17 protein-coding genes are annotated in these 17,305 nt (G+C 60.7%); 14 read left to right on the forward strand and 3 right to left on the reverse strand.

What is annotated here, in order from left to right; all coding sequences use genetic code 11:
• Positions 1–12: 12 nt before the first annotated feature.
• The 3 genes from C4N04_RS04345 (at position 13) to C4N04_RS04355 (ending at position 2,778) form a co-directional block, all read left to right on the forward strand.
• On the forward strand, positions 13–762 hold the full coding sequence (locus C4N04_RS04345) for a pyridoxamine 5'-phosphate oxidase family protein (protein ID WP_077989996.1): 750 nt from the start codon (positions 13–15) through the stop codon (positions 760–762).
• A 108-nt stretch (positions 763–870) separates the two neighbouring features.
• Positions 871–1,188 (forward strand): metalloregulator ArsR/SmtB family transcription factor, encoded by a 318-nt coding sequence (locus C4N04_RS04350; protein ID WP_038690464.1) that lies wholly within the window; start codon positions 871–873, stop codon positions 1,186–1,188.
• A gap of 264 nt (positions 1,189–1,452) precedes the next feature.
• Positions 1,453–2,778: an aspartate aminotransferase family protein gene (locus tag C4N04_RS04355; protein WP_038690466.1), complete on the forward strand. Its 1,326-nt coding sequence runs from the start codon at positions 1,453–1,455 to the stop codon at positions 2,776–2,778.
• 74 nt (positions 2,779–2,852) lie between these two features.
• Here the strand turns inward: C4N04_RS04355 and C4N04_RS04360 are convergent, their stop codons facing one another.
• A complete protein-coding gene (locus tag C4N04_RS04360; RefSeq protein WP_077989995.1) occupies positions 2,853–3,767 on the reverse strand; it encodes an HD-GYP domain-containing protein in 915 nt (304 codons plus the stop codon).
• 459 nt (positions 3,768–4,226) lie between these two features.
• Between C4N04_RS04360 and C4N04_RS04365 the strand changes: the two genes are divergently transcribed.
• The 4 genes from C4N04_RS04365 (at position 4,227) to C4N04_RS04380 (ending at position 7,655) form a co-directional block, all read left to right on the forward strand.
• A complete protein-coding gene (locus C4N04_RS04365; RefSeq protein ID WP_039621320.1) occupies positions 4,227–5,330 on the forward strand; it encodes a branched-chain amino acid ABC transporter substrate-binding protein in 1,104 nt (367 codons plus the stop codon).
• Positions 5,331–5,448: 118 nt separating this feature from the next.
• Positions 5,449–7,146 (forward strand): adenine deaminase, encoded by a 1,698-nt coding sequence (gene ade / locus C4N04_RS04370; RefSeq protein ID WP_106795490.1) that lies wholly within the window; start codon positions 5,449–5,451, stop codon positions 7,144–7,146.
• Between the two features lie 57 nt (positions 7,147–7,203).
• Positions 7,204–7,404 (forward strand): hypothetical protein, encoded by a 201-nt coding sequence (locus C4N04_RS04375; RefSeq protein ID WP_096762312.1) that lies wholly within the window; start codon positions 7,204–7,206, stop codon positions 7,402–7,404.
• Positions 7,401–7,655, forward strand: coding sequence for a hypothetical protein (locus tag C4N04_RS04380; RefSeq protein ID WP_096762311.1), 255 nt, complete (start codon positions 7,401–7,403; stop codon positions 7,653–7,655). Before C4N04_RS04375 ends, C4N04_RS04380 begins: the two co-directional genes overlap by 4 nt.
• 4 nt (positions 7,656–7,659) lie before the next feature.
• Here C4N04_RS04380 and C4N04_RS04385 read toward each other — a convergent pair whose 3' ends face one another.
• The gene (locus tag C4N04_RS04385; RefSeq protein WP_106795491.1) at positions 7,660–9,306 is read right to left on the reverse strand and encodes an alpha-glucosidase family protein; all 1,647 of its coding nucleotides are present in this window, start codon (positions 9,304–9,306) and stop codon (positions 7,660–7,662) included.
• A gap of 286 nt (positions 9,307–9,592) precedes the next feature.
• Here C4N04_RS04385 and C4N04_RS04390 point away from each other — a divergent pair, with 286 nt between their 5' ends.
• From C4N04_RS04390 to C4N04_RS04420, 7 genes are all read left to right on the forward strand, one after another.
• Entirely contained in the window at positions 9,593–11,173 is a 1,581-nt protein-coding gene (locus tag C4N04_RS04390) for a peptide ABC transporter substrate-binding protein (RefSeq protein ID WP_038690475.1), read from the forward strand.
• A gap of 48 nt (positions 11,174–11,221) precedes the next feature.
• Positions 11,222–12,145 carry an ABC transporter permease subunit gene (locus tag C4N04_RS04395; protein ID WP_038690477.1) on the forward strand — a complete coding sequence of 308 codons (924 nt, stop codon included), beginning with the start codon at positions 11,222–11,224 and terminating at the stop codon, positions 12,143–12,145.
• A complete protein-coding gene (locus C4N04_RS04400) occupies positions 12,142–13,059 on the forward strand; it encodes an ABC transporter permease subunit (protein WP_038690479.1) in 918 nt (305 codons plus the stop codon). The genes C4N04_RS04395 and C4N04_RS04400 overlap by 4 nt, the downstream gene beginning before the upstream one ends.
• Positions 13,060–13,061: 2 nt before the next feature.
• Positions 13,062–14,069, forward strand: a complete 1,008-nt coding sequence (locus C4N04_RS04405; protein ID WP_106795492.1) for an ABC transporter ATP-binding protein — start codon at positions 13,062–13,064, stop codon at positions 14,067–14,069.
• Complete coding sequence (locus tag C4N04_RS04410; RefSeq protein ID WP_039621337.1) at positions 14,062–15,048, forward strand: oligopeptide/dipeptide ABC transporter ATP-binding protein; 987 nt, start codon at positions 14,062–14,064, stop codon at positions 15,046–15,048. The genes C4N04_RS04405 and C4N04_RS04410 overlap by 8 nt, the downstream gene beginning before the upstream one ends.
• 187 nt (positions 15,049–15,235) lie before the next feature.
• Positions 15,236–15,577, forward strand: coding sequence for a hypothetical protein (locus tag C4N04_RS04415; protein WP_038690483.1), 342 nt, complete (start codon positions 15,236–15,238; stop codon positions 15,575–15,577).
• 185 nt (positions 15,578–15,762) lie between these two features.
• Positions 15,763–16,686, forward strand: a complete 924-nt coding sequence (locus C4N04_RS04420; protein WP_080710985.1) for a sugar kinase — start codon at positions 15,763–15,765, stop codon at positions 16,684–16,686.
• A gap of 83 nt (positions 16,687–16,769) precedes the next feature.
• Here the strand turns inward: C4N04_RS04420 and gstI are convergent, their stop codons facing one another.
• Positions 16,770–16,961, reverse strand: coding sequence for a glutamine synthetase translation inhibitor GstI (gene gstI, locus C4N04_RS04425; protein WP_010057423.1), 192 nt, complete (start codon positions 16,959–16,961; stop codon positions 16,770–16,772).
• Positions 16,962–17,305: the final 344 nt, after the last annotated feature.

Raw genomic sequence — 17,305 nt, forward strand, 5'->3', positions numbered from 1 at the left:
CACATAGCGGATATGAAAGATCAGCCCTCGCCCATACGCGAAACCGACGATGAAGCCCGCAAGCTTGCCCGCGTGCTGTTGCGCTCCGCACGGCACGCGGCCATCGCCGTTCTCGATCCCGAGACCGGTTTTCCCTTCGCCAGCCGCGTCTTGCTCGCCACCGATATCGACGGAGTCCCGGTCATCCTCGTTTCGAGGCTTTCGGCACATACGAAGGCGCTGGCAAAGGACCCACGCGCCTCGTTGCTCACCGGCGAGCCGGGCAAGGGCGACCCCCTCGCCTATGGTCGGCTGACGACCCAATGCATGGCGGAGCCGGTCGAGAATGGTCATCCGTTCCACGAGCGCATCCGCACGCGCTTTCTCGATCGCCATCCCAAGGCAAAACTTTATATCGATTTTCCCGACTTCCTCTTCTTCCGTCTCAAACCGGAGCGGGCGAGCCTCAACGGCGGCTTCGGCCGCGCCTACCATCTCGACGGACGAGACCTCATCATCCAATCGCCGGCAAACGAGGAGATCGCCGCCAAAGCGGCCGAAACAGTGCGAGATTTAGTAGAGCGCCATCCCGACGTGGCAGCGATGCTTGCAGTGCGCCTAAATGCCCCGGAATCGGCTTCTTGGCGCATCTGCGGCATCGATCCGGCGGGTTTCGAGATCATTTCCGGGGACTTATTGGTGCGATACGAATTCGAAACTCTCGCTGTGGATTCCGATCACATTTGTTCAAACATATCTAAAATAGCATACTCGATACCTTAAATTTAGGTATATACAATCTTCGAGCCCAATTGCTAGTTTTGGCCGCCAGCTCGGCAGACGGCCTGTCCCCGACAGATGATGTACGTTTTGCATTAGGAAGATAACAATATGGAAACCCTTGATTTGGCTGACCACACGAATGTGGCGGCAGCGCTATTGTCAGCTATGGCCAACCCTAAAAGATTGCTGATCCTGTGCAGCCTGGTAAAGGGCGAAGTCGCGGTCGGCGTGCTTGCCGCACAAGTCGGCCTCAGCCAGTCGGCTCTTTCACAGCACCTTTCGAAACTGCGCGCGCAGAAGCTGGTCAAGACCCGCCGCGACGCCCAGACTATCTATTACTCAAGCACATCTGAGCCGGTTATGAAGATCCTGGCGACGCTGGAAGACATCTACCTCGTTCCGAGCAGAAGCAGATCCGCGGCCTGATGATAGCGCTGACATGACCATCGGCTACGCCGGTGGCGCACGGGAAGCCTCCCGGAAGCCACGGCAACGATATTTCAGCACGTGAACCTTAACGGCACGACCGGCAAATCTCGCGATTTGCCGGTCGTTCCTTTTGGCGAGTTCTTTCTGAGCTGAAGCATGTGAGGTGTTGACGCGTTGAGATGCCCTGATAATTTGACCGGGCAGTAAAAATTCGGGCGACAAGCCCCTTCGGGAACGGCCGACGACGGCCAGGAGAACAGCATGTCCAACCGCCTCAATGCACCGAACGATCTTCGCGCCTTCTGGATGCCGTTTACGGCAAATCGCCAGTTCAAGAAGGAGCCGCGGCTGTTCGTCGGCGCCAAGGACATGTATTATACCACCCATGACGGCCGCCAGGTATTGGACGGCACCGCCGGCCTCTGGTGCGTCAACGCCGGCCACTGCCGTCCGAAGATCACCGAGGCGATCCGCGAGCAGGCGGGCGAACTCGATTACGCCCCTGCCTTCCAGCTCGGCCATCCCAAGGCCTTCGAATTGGCGAACCGTCTGGTCGACATCGCCCCGGAAGGCATGAACCATGTCCTCTACACCAATTCCGGCTCCGAATCCGTCGAGACCGCGCTCAAGGTGGCCCTTGCCTATCACCGCGTAAAGGGCAACGGTTCGCGCTTCCGCCTGATCGGCCGCGAGCGCGGCTATCACGGCGTCAATTTCGGCGGCATTTCCGTCGGCGGCATTGTCGCCAACCGCAAGATGTTCGGCACGCTGCTCACCGGTGTCGATCACATGCCGCACACCCACCAGCCCGGCAAAAACAACTTCACTCGTGGCGAGCCCGAGCATGGCGGCGATATCGCCACCGAGCTGGAGCGTATCGTCACACTGCATGACGCCTCGACGGTCGCCGCCGTCATCGTCGAGCCGGTGGCCGGCTCCACCGGCGTCCTCATCCCGCCGAAGGGTTACCTGCAGAAGCTGCGCGAGATCTGCACCAAGCACGGCATCCTGCTGATCTTCGACGAAGTCATCACCGGTTTTGGCCGCCTCGGCGCCCCCTTCGCCGCGCAATACTACGACGTCAAGCCCGACATGATCACCACCGCCAAAGGACTGACCAATGGGGTCATCCCGATGGGCGCCGTGTTCGTCACCTCCGAGATTCATGACGCCTTCATGAATGGCCCCGAGCACATGATCGAGTTCTTCCACGGCTACACCTATTCCGGCAACCCCATCGCGTCTGCCGCAGCCCTCGCCACGCTCGACACCTACAAGGAAGAGGGCTTGCTCACGCGTGCCGCCGAACTTTCCGACTATTGGGCAGACGCGCTGCATTCGCTGAAGGACTGCCCCAACGTCATCGATATCAGGAACACCGGCCTGATCGGCGCAATTGAACTCGACCCGATCGGCGGCGAGCCCACCAAGCGCGCCTTCACGGCTTTCCTGAAGGCCTATGAGAGCGGACTGCTGATCCGCACCACCGGCGACATTATCGCGCTCTCCCCGCCGCTGATTATCGAAAAGCACCATATCGACGAGCTGTTCGGTAAGCTCAGGACGATCCTTCAGAACAACATCTGAAGACCCGCCGGAAGGTCCGCCCAAGGCCCGCGGACAATACTCTCGCGGGTCTTTTCGCCTGAAGATGCAAAGCCTCAGCTTACAGAGGCGACGGAAAGGCAGATCGCGAATTTTTTCAAGAGCTGGCGATCGAAATGCCCTTCAGCGCCGAGCATCCATTTCAGTGCCTCGCTGGCGCTCCATGGCGCCTTATACGGCCGCACCGAAGTGATGGCGTCATAGACATCGCAGATCGTGGCAATCCGCGAATGAAGGCTCACCTCGCTGCCGGACAAGCTGCGCGGATAACCTTTGCCATCGATGCGCTCGTGATGATTGAGGCAAACGTCGAGAACGATCTCCGACATGCCCTCCTGCCGCGACAGGATCGCATGCCCTTTCTCCGGATGGCCCCGGAGCAAGCTGATCTCATCCCTTTCCAGCGGCCCTGCCTTGTTGAGGACTTCAAGCGGAATTTCAAGCTTTCCGACGTCGTGCAGCAAACCCGCGGTGCCGAGCATCTGGATTGTATGTTCATCGAGCGCGAGATGGCGGCTGAAAAGGATCATCAGCGCGCTCACCGAAATGGAATGCAGGAAGGTCACTTCGTCTTTTGATTTCAGGCGGGTGACGCTGAGGAAAACCGAAGGGTTCTCATCCATCGACTTGGAGACCGAAGAAATCACCGGCGTCAGGTGATCGACGCTCACTCCGTCGCCGTTGCGCAGCCGCCCGAAAGCCTCTTCCAGCAACTGGACGGATTTCTGGACGGTCTCGCGCGCCGCCTGGATGTCGATCTCGATGTCACGGGCCGGCAGCCCGTTGGTGTCGAGCCCCTTGCTCGTATTGATGACGACGCTGACGGTGCCGCATTTACGAATTTTTGCGGCATCGACTTCGCGCCGCAGGGAAAATCTGCGCTTGGACAAAAGCGGATCCTGCCACAGGCCCTCGACAGCCTCTACAAACATTCCGATACGCACCTGACCGGCATCGATACGCTTGAGCATCCAGATCTCTATTTCCCGATATATCTATGTAATTTTTATGCAGTCTCTTTTATGCGCCGTATTTGAGTATCGTGCGATCCTACTGTCATTGGCCAAACTAACGGTTAATGGGAAAGCTAAAGACAACCTTATGGAGGTGGTTTCGTTCGGCGAAGGCCCTGGCCTTTGGCGACCTCGACTCTGAAAAATCCCTGAAAATGTTGGAAATGATCCGATCAAGCCGCGTTTTCGGTCGGATAGACCGTATTTTCCGTCCATATTGTTATGAACTTGCGCAATCTCATCAAAATTCCTAGAAATCTCGCTATGAGCTTTCCTCGAGTCAAACATGGCCGGCGGGCTCGCTGATCGCGCCGTTACCGTTCGTCCTTGGCACGGCCCCGAAGGGCCGTTGAATGATCGGGTAAACCGGCGCGGCGCCTCATCGTGGGTCGAAGACCCCATCCAAGGAGACAGACAATGACTCTCAAGACATTGACGGCGACCCTCGTCGCGTCACTCGCCTTTGCACCGCTTGCGCATGCCGATATCACGATCGGGCTGATCGCGCCGCTGACCGGTCCGGTCGCCGCCTATGGCGATCAGGTGAAGAACGGCGCTCAGACCGCCGTCGACGAGATCAACAAGAAGGGCGGGATTCTCGGCGAGAAGGTCGTCCTCGAACTGGCCGACGATGCCGGCGAACCGAAGCAGGGCGTTTCCGCCGCCAACAAGGTCGTCGGCGACGGCATCCGCTTCGTCGTCGGCCCGGTGACATCCGGTGTCGCTATCCCGGTATCGGACGTCTTGGCTGAAAATGGCGTCTTGATGGTCACCCCGACGGCAACCGCCCCCGACCTGACCAAGCGGGGCCTCACCAATGTGCTGCGCACTTGCGGTCGCGACGACCAGCAGGCGGAAGTCGCCGCCAAATACGTGCTGCAGAACTTCAAGGACAAGCGCATCGCCATCGTCAACGACAAGGGCGCCTATGGCAAAGGCCTCGCCGATGCCTTCAAGGCGACGCTGAACGCCGGCGGCGTTACCGAAGTCGTCAATGACGCGATCACGCCCGGCGACAAGGATTTCAGCGCGCTCACCACCCGGATCAAGTCCGAGAAGGTCGATATCGTCTATTTCGGCGGCTATCACCCGGAAGGCGGCCTGCTCGCCCGCCAGTTGCATGATCTCTCCGCCAACGCGATGATCATCGGCGGCGACGGCCTCTCCAACACCGAATTCTGGGCGATCGGCACGGATGCGGCGGGGGGCACGCTGTTCACCAATGCGTCGGACGCCACGAAGAGTCCAGACTCCAAGACGGCTGCCGATGCGCTCGCCGCCAAGAACATTCCGGCCGAGGCCTTCACGCTGAACGCCTACGCTGCCGTCGAAGTGCTGAAGGCCGGAATCGAGAAGGCCGGCAGCGCCGAGGATGCCGCAGCCGTCGCCGCCGCCCTGAAAGACGGCAAGGAGATCCCGACCGCCATCGGCAAGGTCACCTACGGCGAAGCCGGCGACCTGACCTCGCAGAGCTTCTCGCTCTACAAGTGGGAAAGCGGCAAGATCGTCGCGGCCGAATAAGCCACGACATGAAAGACTGCGATCGGGCGCCATTCGGCGCCCGGTTTCGTTTGTAGGCATCGCATGTCGCGGCAGATCGGTTATAAGTTTCGGAATCGGTTGCAATGTGAGCGGTGCCATGACCAGCAGACTCGAACGTCTCATCGACCAGGGTGTAGGCCGCGTGCCCGCCGACATCGTGCTGAAGGGCGGCAGCTTCTTCGATCTCGTCACCGGCGAAGTCGTCCGCTCCGACATCGCCATCGGCGCCGACCGCATTGTCGGCACATCAGGCACTTATGTGGGTGAAACCGAGATCGACATATCCGGCCGAACGGTCGTTCCCGGCTTCATCGACACGCATCTGCACATCGAATCCTCGCTCGTCACACCGCATGAATTCGACCGCTGCGTCCTGCCTTATGGCGTTACCACGGCGATCTGCGATCCGCACGAGATCGCCAATGTGCTCGGCACCGCCGGCATCGAATTCTTTCTGCAATCCGCGCTCGAGACGATCATGGACATCCGCGTCCAGCTCTCTTCCTGCGTGCCGGCGACCCATCTCGAAACGGCAGGCGCCGACCTGCCGATCGAACGCCTCCTGCCCTTCCGCCATCACCCGAAGGTCATCGGCCTTGCGGAATTCATGAATTTCCCCGGGGTGATCCACAAGGATCCGGTTTGCATGGCCAAGCTCGATGCCTTCCAAGGCGGCCATATCGACGGTCATGCACCGCTTCTTTCCGGCAACGACCTCAACGGTTATCTCGCAGCCGGCATCCGCACCGAGCACGAATGCACGACCGCCACTGAGGCGCTGGAAAAGATCCGCAAGGGCATGCATATCCTCGTGCGCGAGGGCTCCGTGTCGAAGGATCTCGCCGCACTGATTCCCATCATCACCGAGCGGCTTTCACCCTATCTCGCGCTCTGCACCGACGACCGCAATCCGCTCGACATCGCCGAACAAGGCCATCTCGACCACATGATCCGCACGGCGATCGCCAACGGCGTCGAACCCCTGGCGATCTATCGCGCCGCCTCGATCTCCGCCGCCCGCGCCTTCGGCCTGCGGGATCGCGGCTTGGTGGCGCCGGGCTGGCGCGCTGATCTCGTGGTTCTCGACAGTCTGGAAGGTTGCCGCGCCGACATGGTCTTCTCGGCCGGCCGCCGCGTCAGCGACGCGCTCTTTTCCACGCGCAAGCCGGTCGCCCCGATCGGCCTCGACAGCGTCAAGGCCCGCCCGGTCAACGCCGCCCATTTCGGTGTACCGGTCGCCGAAGGCGAGACGCCGGTGATCGGCGTCACGCCTGGCAAGATCATCACCGAGCATCGCCGCTACCGGCTGCCCGTCAAAGGCAACGAGACGGCGGTCGACCTTGCCAACGACATCATCAAGGTCGCCGTCATCGAACGCCACGGCAAGAACGGCAACCACGCCAACGGCTTCGTCCAGGGCTTCGGCCTGAAGAAGGGCGCGATCGCCTCTACTGTCGGCCATGACAGCCACAATATCTGCGTCGTCGGCGTCAGCGAGGATGACATGGCGCGCGCCGCAAACCGCCTCGGCGAAATCCAGGGCGGCTTTGTCGTCGTGGAGGATGGCAAGGTCACCGGCGAAATCGCCCTGCCCATTGCCGGCCTGATGAGCCTCGAGCCTTACGAAAAGGTCCGCGATACGCTGCATGATCTGCGCAAGGCCGCCTTCGCACTCGGCGCAACGCTGGAAGAACCTTTCCTCCAGTTGGCCTTCCTGCCGCTGCCCGTCATTCCGCATCTGAAGATATCCGACCGCGGCATGGTCGATGTGGACAAATTCGCGCTGATCGGGTGAGAGTATATTGGCAAATTCCGCAGCAGCGCCTATTTTTCGGTATTTCTGGAGCTGATCATGACAAAGCTGGAACAGATTGAAAAATCCGTGACCGAACTCGACAAGCATGAGCTCGAGGCCTTTTCCGCTTGGTTTGAAGCCCTTCAGGCTGAACGCTGGGATCGGCAGATGGAAACAGACGCAGCAAGCGGCAAGCTCGATCATTTCGCGGAGAAGGCCTTGGCCGATTTTCGTGCCGGAAAGACAAGACCGCTTTGAAACACCAGGCAACTCCCTCCTTCTGGGAGGCCTATGACGGCTTGCCTGAGCAGGTGCGGCAGCTGGCCGACGAAAATTTCGATCTGCTCAAACAAGATCCCAGACATCCATCCCTGCATTTCAAGCGCGTCGGCCGCTTCTGGTGGGCACGCGTCGGCACGTCCTGGAGAGCTTTAGCCGTCAGGGATGGCGACCACGTCGTCTGGTTTTGGATCGGCTCTCATGCCGATTACGACAAGCTTCTGAAGTAACCCGTCAAACCCGCGCACAGAACCCGTCCAGCGCCACAAGCTTCACCGTGCCCGCGCCTCCCATCGCTTCAAAGCCCGGCATCTCGAGCGATTGCCTGACCAGCATACCCTCAGGCAGGCGAAATTCCGCCGGTTCGCGCGTCAGGTTGAAAACGAACAGCAGTTTTTCCCCGCCCTTTTCGCGGGTGAAGGCGAGCAGGTCCTGGTTGGTGCCGACAAAAGTCATTTCGCCGTCGATCAGCGCTGGGTGGCTCTTCCGGAAGGCGAGCGTCCTGCGGTAGTGGTGCAGCACCGAGTCGTAGCTGTCCTCCTGCGTATCCACGGAAAGCGCAGCCTGCTCATAAGGCACCGGCAACCAGCTCTTTTCCGCCGAGGTGAAGCCCGCATGCGCCTTGCCGGCTTCCCAGGGCATCGGCGTGCGGCATCCGTCGCGGCCCTTGAACGCCGGCCAGAAGCGGATGCCGTAGGGGTCGCGCAGATCCTCGAAGGCGAGCTCCGCCTCCGGCAGGCCGAGCTCCTCACCCTGGTAGAGGCAGATCGAACCGCGCAGCGCCGCAAGCACCGAGATGGCCAATTTGGCGATGACGGGCCGCTCATCCGCCGTCAGCGCAAAACGGCTGACATGACGCATGACGTCGTGGTTTGAAAAAGCCCAGCAGACCCAGCCATCGGTCACCACCTCCTGGAACGCTTCGACGCAACCGCGAATATGCTCGGCCGTGAACTCCGGTCCGAGCAGGTCGAATGTGTAGCACATGTGCAGCTTGTCGCCGCCGCTCGTATAGGCGCCAACCGTCTTTAGCGAACGCGCCCCATCGCCGACCTCGCCGACAGTCGTGCGATCCTCGTACTGGTCGAGCAGCGCCCGCAAGCGCTTGAGGAAATCGACATTTTCCGGCTGGGTCTTGTCGTAAAGGTGGTTCTGCATGCCGTAAGGATTGCTGTCTGGGGCATCGAGGCCAGCGTCATCCTCGTCGGGCTCATGCGGTGGATTGCTTCTGAGCTGCTTGTCGCAGAAATAGTAATTCACCGTATCCAGCCGGAAGCCGTCGACGCCGCGGTCGAGCCAGAACTTCACCGTCTCCAGCACCGCATCCTGCACTTCTTCGCTGTGGAAGTTGAGGTCCGGCTGCGAGGTCAGGAAGTTATGCTGGTAATATTGCCGGCGCACGCCATCCCATTCCCAGCCCGGCCCGCCGAAGATCGACAGCCAATTGTTCGGCGCCGTCCCATCCGGCTTCGGATCGGCCCAGACATACCAGTCCCCCTTGGGATTGGACCGGCTCGACCGGCTCTCGACGAACCAGGGATGCCGGTCCGAAGTGTGCGAGATCACCTGGTCGATGACGACCTTGATGCCGAGCCTGTGCGCCTCCGCCATCATCTCGTCGAAATCGGCGAGCGTCCCGAAGATCGGGTCGACGTCGCAATAATCTGACACGTCATAGCCCATGTCGGCCATCGGCGACTTGAAGAAGGGCGAGAGCCAGATCGCATCGACACCGAGACTGGCGATATGCGGCAGCCGGCGGGTAATGCCCTTGAGGTCGCCGAGGCCATCGCTGTTGGTGTCTTGAAACGAGCGCGGGTAGACCTGATAGATCACCGCGCCGCGCCACCAATCTCCATTCCCGCCTGCCTGCAATGCCATCGGCTACATCTCCTGCTTCGTTTGCGCTCGCAACACTAAAGCGGACGGGGCAAAAGACAACCACGTGAAGCCTGGAGCAGCGGCCCAAAACCGTCCGCGACAGTTCGTCGCGATCCGGCAAGAGGAGGGCGCATATAGGCTTGTCCACAACCGGAATCCGGCCTCCGGATTTGGGGTTGCAACGCAAAGCCTTTGCGATAAGGTGCGCACTGACCTGCACGTAAGAGGTCAAATGTCGGGAACAGATGTCTAATAAAGGCGCAAAGCCTAGAAAGGTGGACCCACGATGAACCAGTTCACGAAAAAAATTCTCGCCTCAGCAATGCTTGGCACATTGCTGGCGTTTTCGGCGCATGCGGCCACGCTCAACATTCACAATGGTGGGGATCCGCAGTCGCTCGATCCGCAGAAGCTTTCCGGCGATTGGGAGAATCGTATTGCCGGCGACATTTTCGAAGGCCTCGTCACCGAAGACGCCAAGGACAATCCGATTCCCGGGCAAGCCGAAAGCTGGACCATTTCGCCGGACGGCAAGGTCTACACCTTCAAGCTTCGCGACGGAATCAAGTGGTCCGATGGCCAGCCGGTAACGGCAGGAGACTTCGTCTTCGCCTTCCAGCGCCTCGTCGACCCGAAGAACGCCGCCGATTATGCCTATCTGCAGTTCACCATCAAGAACGCCGAAAAGATCAACAAGGGCGAAATCACCGACCTCAACCAGCTCGGCGTCAAGGCGATCGACGACAAGACGCTCGAAATCACACTGGAAAATCCGACCCCCTATTTCATCAATGCGCTGATGCATTACACGGCTTACCCGTTGCCCAAACACGTCGTCGAGGCCAAGGGCCAGGATTGGGTCAAGATCGGCAACATTGTGACCAACGGCCCCTATAAGCCGACCGAATGGGTTCCTGGTTCGCATGTTACCACCGTCAAGAACGACCAGTGGTACGGCACCAAGGACCTGAAGATCGACGGCGCCAAGTTCTTCGTTCTGGAGGATCAGGAAGCCGCGCTGAAACGTTACCGTGCCGGCGAATTCGATATCCTCACCGATTTCCCGACCGACCAGTACGAATGGATGAAGAAGAACCTGCCGGGCCAGGCGCATGTCGCCCCCTTCTCCGGCCTCTATTATTATGTCGTCAATTCGCAGAAGCCGCCCTTCAGCGACAAGCGCGTCCGCCAGGCGCTGTCGATGGCGATCAACCGTGAAGTGATCGGCCCGCAGATCCTCGGCACCGGCGAACTGCCGGCCTATTCCTGGGTTCCGCCGGGCACCGCCAATTACGGCGAGCCGGCCTATGTCAGCTGGAAGGACCTGCCTTATAAGGACAAGGTCGCCGAAGCCAAGAAGCTGCTCACTGAGGCCGGCTTCGGTCCGGACAAGCCGCTTCGCGCCGTCCTCAGCTACAACACCAACGACAACCACAAGCGCATCGCCGTGGCGATCGCCTCCATGTGGAAGCCGCTGGGCGTCGATGTCGAGCTCGTCAATGCCGAAACCAAGGTGCATTACGACCAGATGCAGCGTGGCCAGGTCGAAATCGGCCGTGCCGGCTGGCTCGCCGATTACAACGATCCGGACAACTTCCTGAACCTCTTGGTAACAGGCGTGCAGATGAATTACGGCCGCTGGAGCAATCCCGACTACGACAAGCTGATCAAGGACGGCAACGCCGAAACCGATCTGAAGAAGCGCGCCGAGATCTTCAAGAAGGCCGAGCAGCTGGCGCTTGATGAGTCCGCCGCCCTGCCGATCTACTACTATGTCTCGAAGAATGTCGTGTCGCCGAAGGTCGAAGGCTTCGTCGACAACATCCAGGACATCCACCGCACCCGCTGGCTGTCGATGAAAGAGTAAGGGAAAACGGTCCTTCCCGCCCCGCGCGGGAAGGACCGGCCCACGACCATGATCAAATACGCCCTCCGTCGCCTGCTATCGACGATCCCCGTCCTGTGGATCGCCGTCACAGCCTGCTTTTTTGTTTTGCGCCTTGCCCCCGGCGGCCCCTTCGATGGCGAAAGGCCATTGCCGCCGGTGATCCTCAAGAACCTTGCCGTTCACTACAATCTCGACAAGCCACTGATCCAGCAGTACCTGATCTATGTCGGCGACCTGCTGCGAGGCGATCTCGGTCCCTCCTTCGCCAGCGAGGATTTCACCGTCGCCCAGCAGATCATGATCGGCCTGCCCTACACCTTCACCATCGGCACCGCCGCCTTTCTGATCGCCATCATCGTCGGCGTGGCCGTCGGCTGTCTTGGCGCGCTCTACCAGAACAAGGCGCCGGATTACATTCTCGGCGCGCTGATCCTGGTTGGCGTCGTGCTGCCGAACTTCCTGATCGCGCCGATCCTGCAATTGATATTCGGCATTCACCTTGCCTGGTTCCCGGTCGGCGGCTGGGGTGACGGCTCGATCAAATACCTGATCCTGCCGATCGTCGTCCTGGCTTTGCCGCATGCCGGCCGCATCTCGCGCATCACCCGCGGCTCGATGATCGAGGTGATGAACCAGAACTTCATCCGCACCGCCAAGGCCAAGGGCATCGGCCCGCGGCTGACCGTCATGCGCCACGCGCTGAAACCCGCCATGATGCCCGTCGTTTCCTATCTGGGCCCGGCGGCAAGCTACCTTCTCACCGGCTCGCTGGTTGTCGAAAGCATCTTCGGATTGCCCGGCATCGGCCGCTATTTCGTGAACGCAGCCCTGAACCGCGATTACGGCATGGTTCTCGGGACGGTCATCTTCTACATGGTGCTGATCGTGTTCCTGAACCTTCTCGTCGACATCGCCTATGCCTGGCTCGATCCGAAAGTGAGAAACCGATGATCCTCAACCCCGCAAAACGCGAGCTGCTCGCCCAGGAGCTTCTCGAAGCAGAAGGGCTGGCGCCCGAAGGCCGCTCTCTCACCAGGGATGCGCTGCGCCGCCTCGGACGCAACAAGGCGGCCGTTCTGTCGATCGCCGTGCTGGCGCTCTTGATCCTCGCGGCCTTCCTCGGCCCCTGGTTCATACCCTTCAATTACGAGGATCCCGACTGGGCCGCCTTTCGCATCCCGCCCTCAATCGAGACCGGCCATTATTTCGGCACCGACCCGAACGGCCGCGACCTTCTGGCCCGCGTCCTTTACGGCACCCGTGTCTCCCTTGCGGTCGCACTGACGGCAACCGTCGTCTCGGTCGTCATCGGCGTGCTTTACGGGGCGATTTCCGGCTATATCGGGGGAAGGCTGGATGCGATCATGATGCGCTTCGTCGATATCATGTATGCGCTTCCCTATATCCTCTTCGTCATCCTGCTGATGGTGATCTTCGGCCGCAACGTCTATCTGCTTTTTGCCGCAATCGGTGCGCTGGAGTGGCTGACAATGGCCCGCATCGTGCGCGGCCAGACGCTGTCGATCAAGCATCGAGAGTTCATCGAGGCGGCCCGTGCCTCGGGACAGCGGCCGTTCAAGATCATCGTCAAGCACATCATTCCGAACCTGGTCGGCCCGGTGGTCATTTTCGCGGCGCTGACCGTGCCTGAAATCATCGCCACCGAAAGCTTCCTTTCCTATCTCGGCTTCGGCGTGCAGGAGCCGCTGACCTCGCTCGGCACGCTGATCGCCGAGGGAACCGACGCCATGGAAAGCATGCCCTGGCTGCTGATTTTCCCCGCTAGCTTCCTCGTGGCCCTGCTGCTCAGCCTGCTCTTCATCGGCGACGGCCTGCGCGACGCGTTCGACCCGAAGGATCGCTAAGAATGCCCCACGAAACACAAAAAGACATCCTGCTCGAACTCAACGACTATTCGATCACCTTCGCGACGCCTGACGGCGAGGTGAAGGCGGTTTCGAATATGAACCTCACCGTCCGGCGCGGCGAGCGCGTCGCGATTGTCGGCGAGTCCGGCTCCGGCAAGAGCCAGACCTTCCTCGGCATCATGGGTCTGCTGGCCAAGAACGGCGCCACGACGGGACAGGCACTGCTCGAAGGCAAGGATGTCCTGTCGCTAAAACCGCGCGAACTCGACCAGATCCGCGGCAAAGACATGGCCATGGTCTTCCAGGATCCGATGACCGCGCTCAATCCGGCGCTGAAGATTTCGAGACAGCTGACGGAACAGCTGGAGGTTCACCGCGGCCTGACGGCACGCGCCGCATCGGACGCAGCGCTGGACATGCTGAAACGCGTCGGCATTCCCGACCCGACCCGGCGCTTCCACCTCTATCCGCACGAACTGTCAGGCGGCATGCGCCAGCGCATCGTCATTGCCATGGCACTGCTCACCAAACCGAAGCTGCTCATCGCCGATGAGCCGACGACGGCGCTCGACGTCACCATCCAGGCGCAGATCCTCGATCTCTTCAACGATCTGACCGCAGAAATGAACACGGCGCTGATCATGATCACCCACGATCTCGGCGTCGTCGCCGGCCTCGCCGACCGCGTCGCCGTCATGTATGCCGGCCGCATCGTCGAGGAGGCGCCGGTCGACGAGCTCTTCGACAACCCGGCCCATCCCTATACGGCGGCGCTGCATGCCTCCATCCCGCGACCGGATCAGGATGTCGACGAGCTCGTCGTCATTCCCGGCCGCCCGCCGAACCTGCAGCACCTGCCGAAGGGCTGCAATTTCTCGCCGCGCTGTTCGCAGGTCCAGAACGATTGCATCGACCGTCCACCGCCGCTCGAGACGCTGGCACCGCGCCACTGCGCCGCCTGTTACCACCCGTTCCCGCGTCGTGAGGAGTTGCTGAACCATGGCTGAGCGATCGCTGCTGAGGGTCGAGAACCTGACGACCCAATTCGAACTGCCGGCAAAAGGCCTGTTCAAGCCGCCGGTCTTCCTCACGGCCGTCAACAATGTCAGCTTCGATCTCGCCGAAGGTCGCACGCTCGGCATCGTCGGCGAATCCGGCTGCGGCAAGTCGACACTCGGCCGCTCCATCCTGCGGTTGTTGAAATCGCAAAAGGGCCGCATCCTCTGGCAGGGCCGCAATCTTCTCGACCTCAGTGAAGAGGAGATGCGCGCCGCACGCCGCGACATGCAGATCATCTTCCAGGATCCGATCGCCTCGCTCGATCCGCGCATGACCGTCGGCGACATCATCGCCGAGCCGCTCACCGTCTTCGAGCCGAAGCTTTCGAAGGCCGAGCGCACCGAACGGGTCCGCCAGATCATGAGCGCCGTCGGCCTGGTGCCGGAGATGATCAATCGCTATCCGCATGAATTTTCCGGCGGCCAGGCGCAGCGCATCGGCATTGCCCGCGCCGTTGTCACCAAGCCGAAGCTGATCGTCTGCGATGAGCCGGTTTCGGCCCTCGACGTCTCGATCCAGGGCCAGGTGATCACGCTTCTGCGCAAGCTGCGCAAGGAGTTCGGCTTGACGCTGATCTTCATCAGCCACGACCTGTCAGTCGTGCGGCTGATCTCCGACGATGTGCTGGTGCTCTACCTCGGCCGTGTGGTGGAGGCGGGCGACTGCGCCACCGTCTTCGACCATCCGGCCCATCCCTATACGCAGGCACTCTTTTCGGCGGCGCCGATCCCGGATCCGAAGCTTGCGCGCCTGCGCACCCGCATCCGCCTGCAGGGCGATCCGCCCTCGCCGCTCAACCCGCCGAAAGGCTGCGTCTTCTCGCCGCGCTGCTGGAAGGCGACCGACATCTGCCGCACTGAAATGCCTGCGATCGAGGAGGTTCGCCCCGGCCAGAAGGCCGCCTGCTACCATATGGACAGGCCATAATGAAGCGATGACCGCATGAAGCGGTCTTCGCTTCGATGACAGATCTCGCCCCTAATACGTCATCCTTTTTGGGAGTGAACTGTTCCGAAAACGGACTTATTTCGGAATCTATAGTCTCCGATAACAAAGATTTAGATGCGGATATGCTATCCCTTCTTCGCCCAATCATGGGCGGGGGAACGCATACATGAAATCGAAAGTCTCTGGATTGATCGCGCTTGCCGCCGCGATCATCGCCGCCTCAGCCGTGCCGTCGCGCGCCGAAGATCTGAAATTCCAGCTCACCAACGGGACCAGTTCCGTCCTGACGCGCTTCTACAGCTCGCCGACCGGCGTCAATAGCTGGGAAGAAGATGTCTTCGGCGAGAATGTCCTCAATCCGGGCGAGACCGTCAACATCACCATCGCCGACGGCCGCACCGTCTGCAAATACGACATGCGCTTCGAGTTCGACGAAAACTCGGACCTCGACACGACCGAAGATACGCAGGACCTTTGCGCGCTCGGCAGCTACACGATCCACGAATAATCAATCTTCGTCGGCACCCGCCTTCGCCTTGTCGGCGAAGGCGGGCTTTTCATTTCCGGCGATACCGGCGCCCACAACATCAATGCTTGTCACTCCGCCCGGCTCCGCGTATCAGCGGATGAAGCGTCAATTCAAAGCGATAGAGCGGCCTGTCGGATCAGTGGCGCTCATGCCGGGAGGACAAGGTGAGCGGAAGACGGTTTCTATCGATCGGTGAATGCATGGTGGAGCTCTCGCAGGCCGGTGACGGACTGTTGCGCAAGGGCTTTGCCGGCGATACTTTCAACACCGCCTGGTATGCCCGCGCCTGCCTTGGCCCCGACTGGTCGGTCGATTATTTCACCGCCCTCGGCGACGACACCATGTCGGACGAGATGGTCGCTTTCATCGACAAATCAGGCATCGGCACGAGCCTGATCCGGCGCATCAGGGGCAGGACGCCCGGCCTCTATATGATCAGTCTGAAGAACGGCGAGCGCTCCTTCAGCTACTGGCGCGACAGCTCGGCCGCCCGCAGCCTTGCCGCCGATCCCGACCGCCTGCGCGAAGCGGTGGAAGGCGCCGACCTCGTCTATTTCTCCGGCATCACCCTAGCCATTCTGCCGCAAGAGGATGCCACGACACTGCTCGCCGAAATCCGCCGCGCCAAGGCTGCCGGCAAGCTTGTGGTATTCGACCCGAACATCCGTCCTCGCCTTTGGTCGAGTTACGACGTGATGCATGCGACGATCAGCGAAGGCGCCCGCTCTTCCGTGCTGGTCATGCCGAGTTTCGACGACGAAGCCGCGCATTTCGGCGACGATTCCATCGAGGCGACGATTCAACGCTATCGCGCCCTAGGCGCTGCCAATGTCGTCGTCAAGAACGGCGCGGACGGCGTTCGCTTGAATTTCGCCGGCGACGAGACCTTCGTTCCGGCCGAGAAAGTGGAGACAGTGGTCGATACCACCAGCGCCGGCGACAGTTTCAACGGCGCCTTTCTCGCCCGCTATCTGGAAACCCGGGACGCGCCGGCCGCCGCCAGCTTCGCCGCGAAAGTGGCGGCCCGCGTCGTCAGTGAGCATGGCGCCTTGGTCGCCAAGGAAAAGCTCGGATTGAGCGGGCGCTAAGCCCGCGCATGACGACCACCATAGGAACGCCATGCGCGGGCGCTCCCCGCGGTATCGGCGTCACCGCCGCAGGTATCAAGCAATCAGGACTTCGTCGGCCGATCGGACTCGCGAACCGCCTCGTCATGATACCAGCAGCTGTCGAGCGCCGCGTCGCAGACATCGGCTGCCTCGCGCTCCATTAGCCGGGCGCGTTCGAACCGGCTGGGGGTCCGCGCCGGCTTGACGGGGAACTGGTAGATCGTTGCGGATTCACGATGGAAACCGGTGGGCATAAGATCGCCTCCATTCCGTTCGGCGCATCAACATTCGACGTCGCGACCTTAGCACGATGCACATAGTTTACGCAAATTGCACAAAATATATGCACGTATATATTGTGATTGATCGATATGCTGTCCCCGCGGCGAGCGTCCGCCTATTTGTTCAACACTTCATCACCTCGGGCTAACGCCGGAATTTTCATCCGGTTCCAAAGCCGAAAATCCGTTTTCGCGCCGAAAGCGGGCATTTCGGTCACAGAGAATGCGCGTCGGGCGGCTGATGTGCATATTTTCTTGTCAAGACAGCCGAACTGGCACGCTACGTGCTTTTAAAGGTGCATCCCCTGGCGGTTGGA

It is taken from the genome of Rhizobium sp. H4 (genome assembly GCF_003013335.1).
In the GTDB taxonomy this organism is placed as follows: Bacteria; Pseudomonadota; Alphaproteobacteria; order Rhizobiales; family Rhizobiaceae; genus Rhizobium; species Rhizobium sophoriradicis.

What these genes read in the sequence shown, in the direction of transcription:
- C4N04_RS04345 (WP_077989996.1), top strand. Translation starts at nt 13, where the DNA reads ATGAAAGATCAGCCCTCGCCCATACGCGAAACCGACGATGAAGCCCGC.
- C4N04_RS04350 (WP_038690464.1), top strand. Translation starts at nt 871, where the DNA reads ATGGAAACCCTTGATTTGGCTGACCACACGAATGTGGCGGCAGCGCTA.
- C4N04_RS04355 (WP_038690466.1), top strand. Translation starts at nt 1,453, where the DNA reads ATGTCCAACCGCCTCAATGCACCGAACGATCTTCGCGCCTTCTGGATG.
- C4N04_RS04360 (WP_077989995.1), bottom strand. Translation starts at nt 3,767, where the DNA reads ATGCTCAAGCGTATCGATGCCGGTCAGGTGCGTATCGGAATGTTTGTA.
- C4N04_RS04365 (WP_039621320.1), top strand. Translation starts at nt 4,227, where the DNA reads ATGACTCTCAAGACATTGACGGCGACCCTCGTCGCGTCACTCGCCTTT.
- ade (WP_106795490.1), top strand. Translation starts at nt 5,449, where the DNA reads ATGACCAGCAGACTCGAACGTCTCATCGACCAGGGTGTAGGCCGCGTG.
- C4N04_RS04375 (WP_096762312.1), top strand. Translation starts at nt 7,204, where the DNA reads ATGACAAAGCTGGAACAGATTGAAAAATCCGTGACCGAACTCGACAAG.
- C4N04_RS04385 (WP_106795491.1), bottom strand. Translation starts at nt 9,306, where the DNA reads ATGGCATTGCAGGCAGGCGGGAATGGAGATTGGTGGCGCGGCGCGGTG.
- C4N04_RS04390 (WP_038690475.1), top strand. Translation starts at nt 9,593, where the DNA reads ATGAACCAGTTCACGAAAAAAATTCTCGCCTCAGCAATGCTTGGCACA.
- C4N04_RS04395 (WP_038690477.1), top strand. Translation starts at nt 11,222, where the DNA reads ATGATCAAATACGCCCTCCGTCGCCTGCTATCGACGATCCCCGTCCTG.
- C4N04_RS04400 (WP_038690479.1), top strand. Translation starts at nt 12,142, where the DNA reads ATGATCCTCAACCCCGCAAAACGCGAGCTGCTCGCCCAGGAGCTTCTC.
- C4N04_RS04405 (WP_106795492.1), top strand. Translation starts at nt 13,062, where the DNA reads ATGCCCCACGAAACACAAAAAGACATCCTGCTCGAACTCAACGACTAT.
- C4N04_RS04410 (WP_039621337.1), top strand. Translation starts at nt 14,062, where the DNA reads ATGGCTGAGCGATCGCTGCTGAGGGTCGAGAACCTGACGACCCAATTC.
- C4N04_RS04415 (WP_038690483.1), top strand. Translation starts at nt 15,236, where the DNA reads ATGAAATCGAAAGTCTCTGGATTGATCGCGCTTGCCGCCGCGATCATC.
- gstI (WP_010057423.1), bottom strand. Translation starts at nt 16,961, where the DNA reads ATGCCCACCGGTTTCCATCGTGAATCCGCAACGATCTACCAGTTCCCC.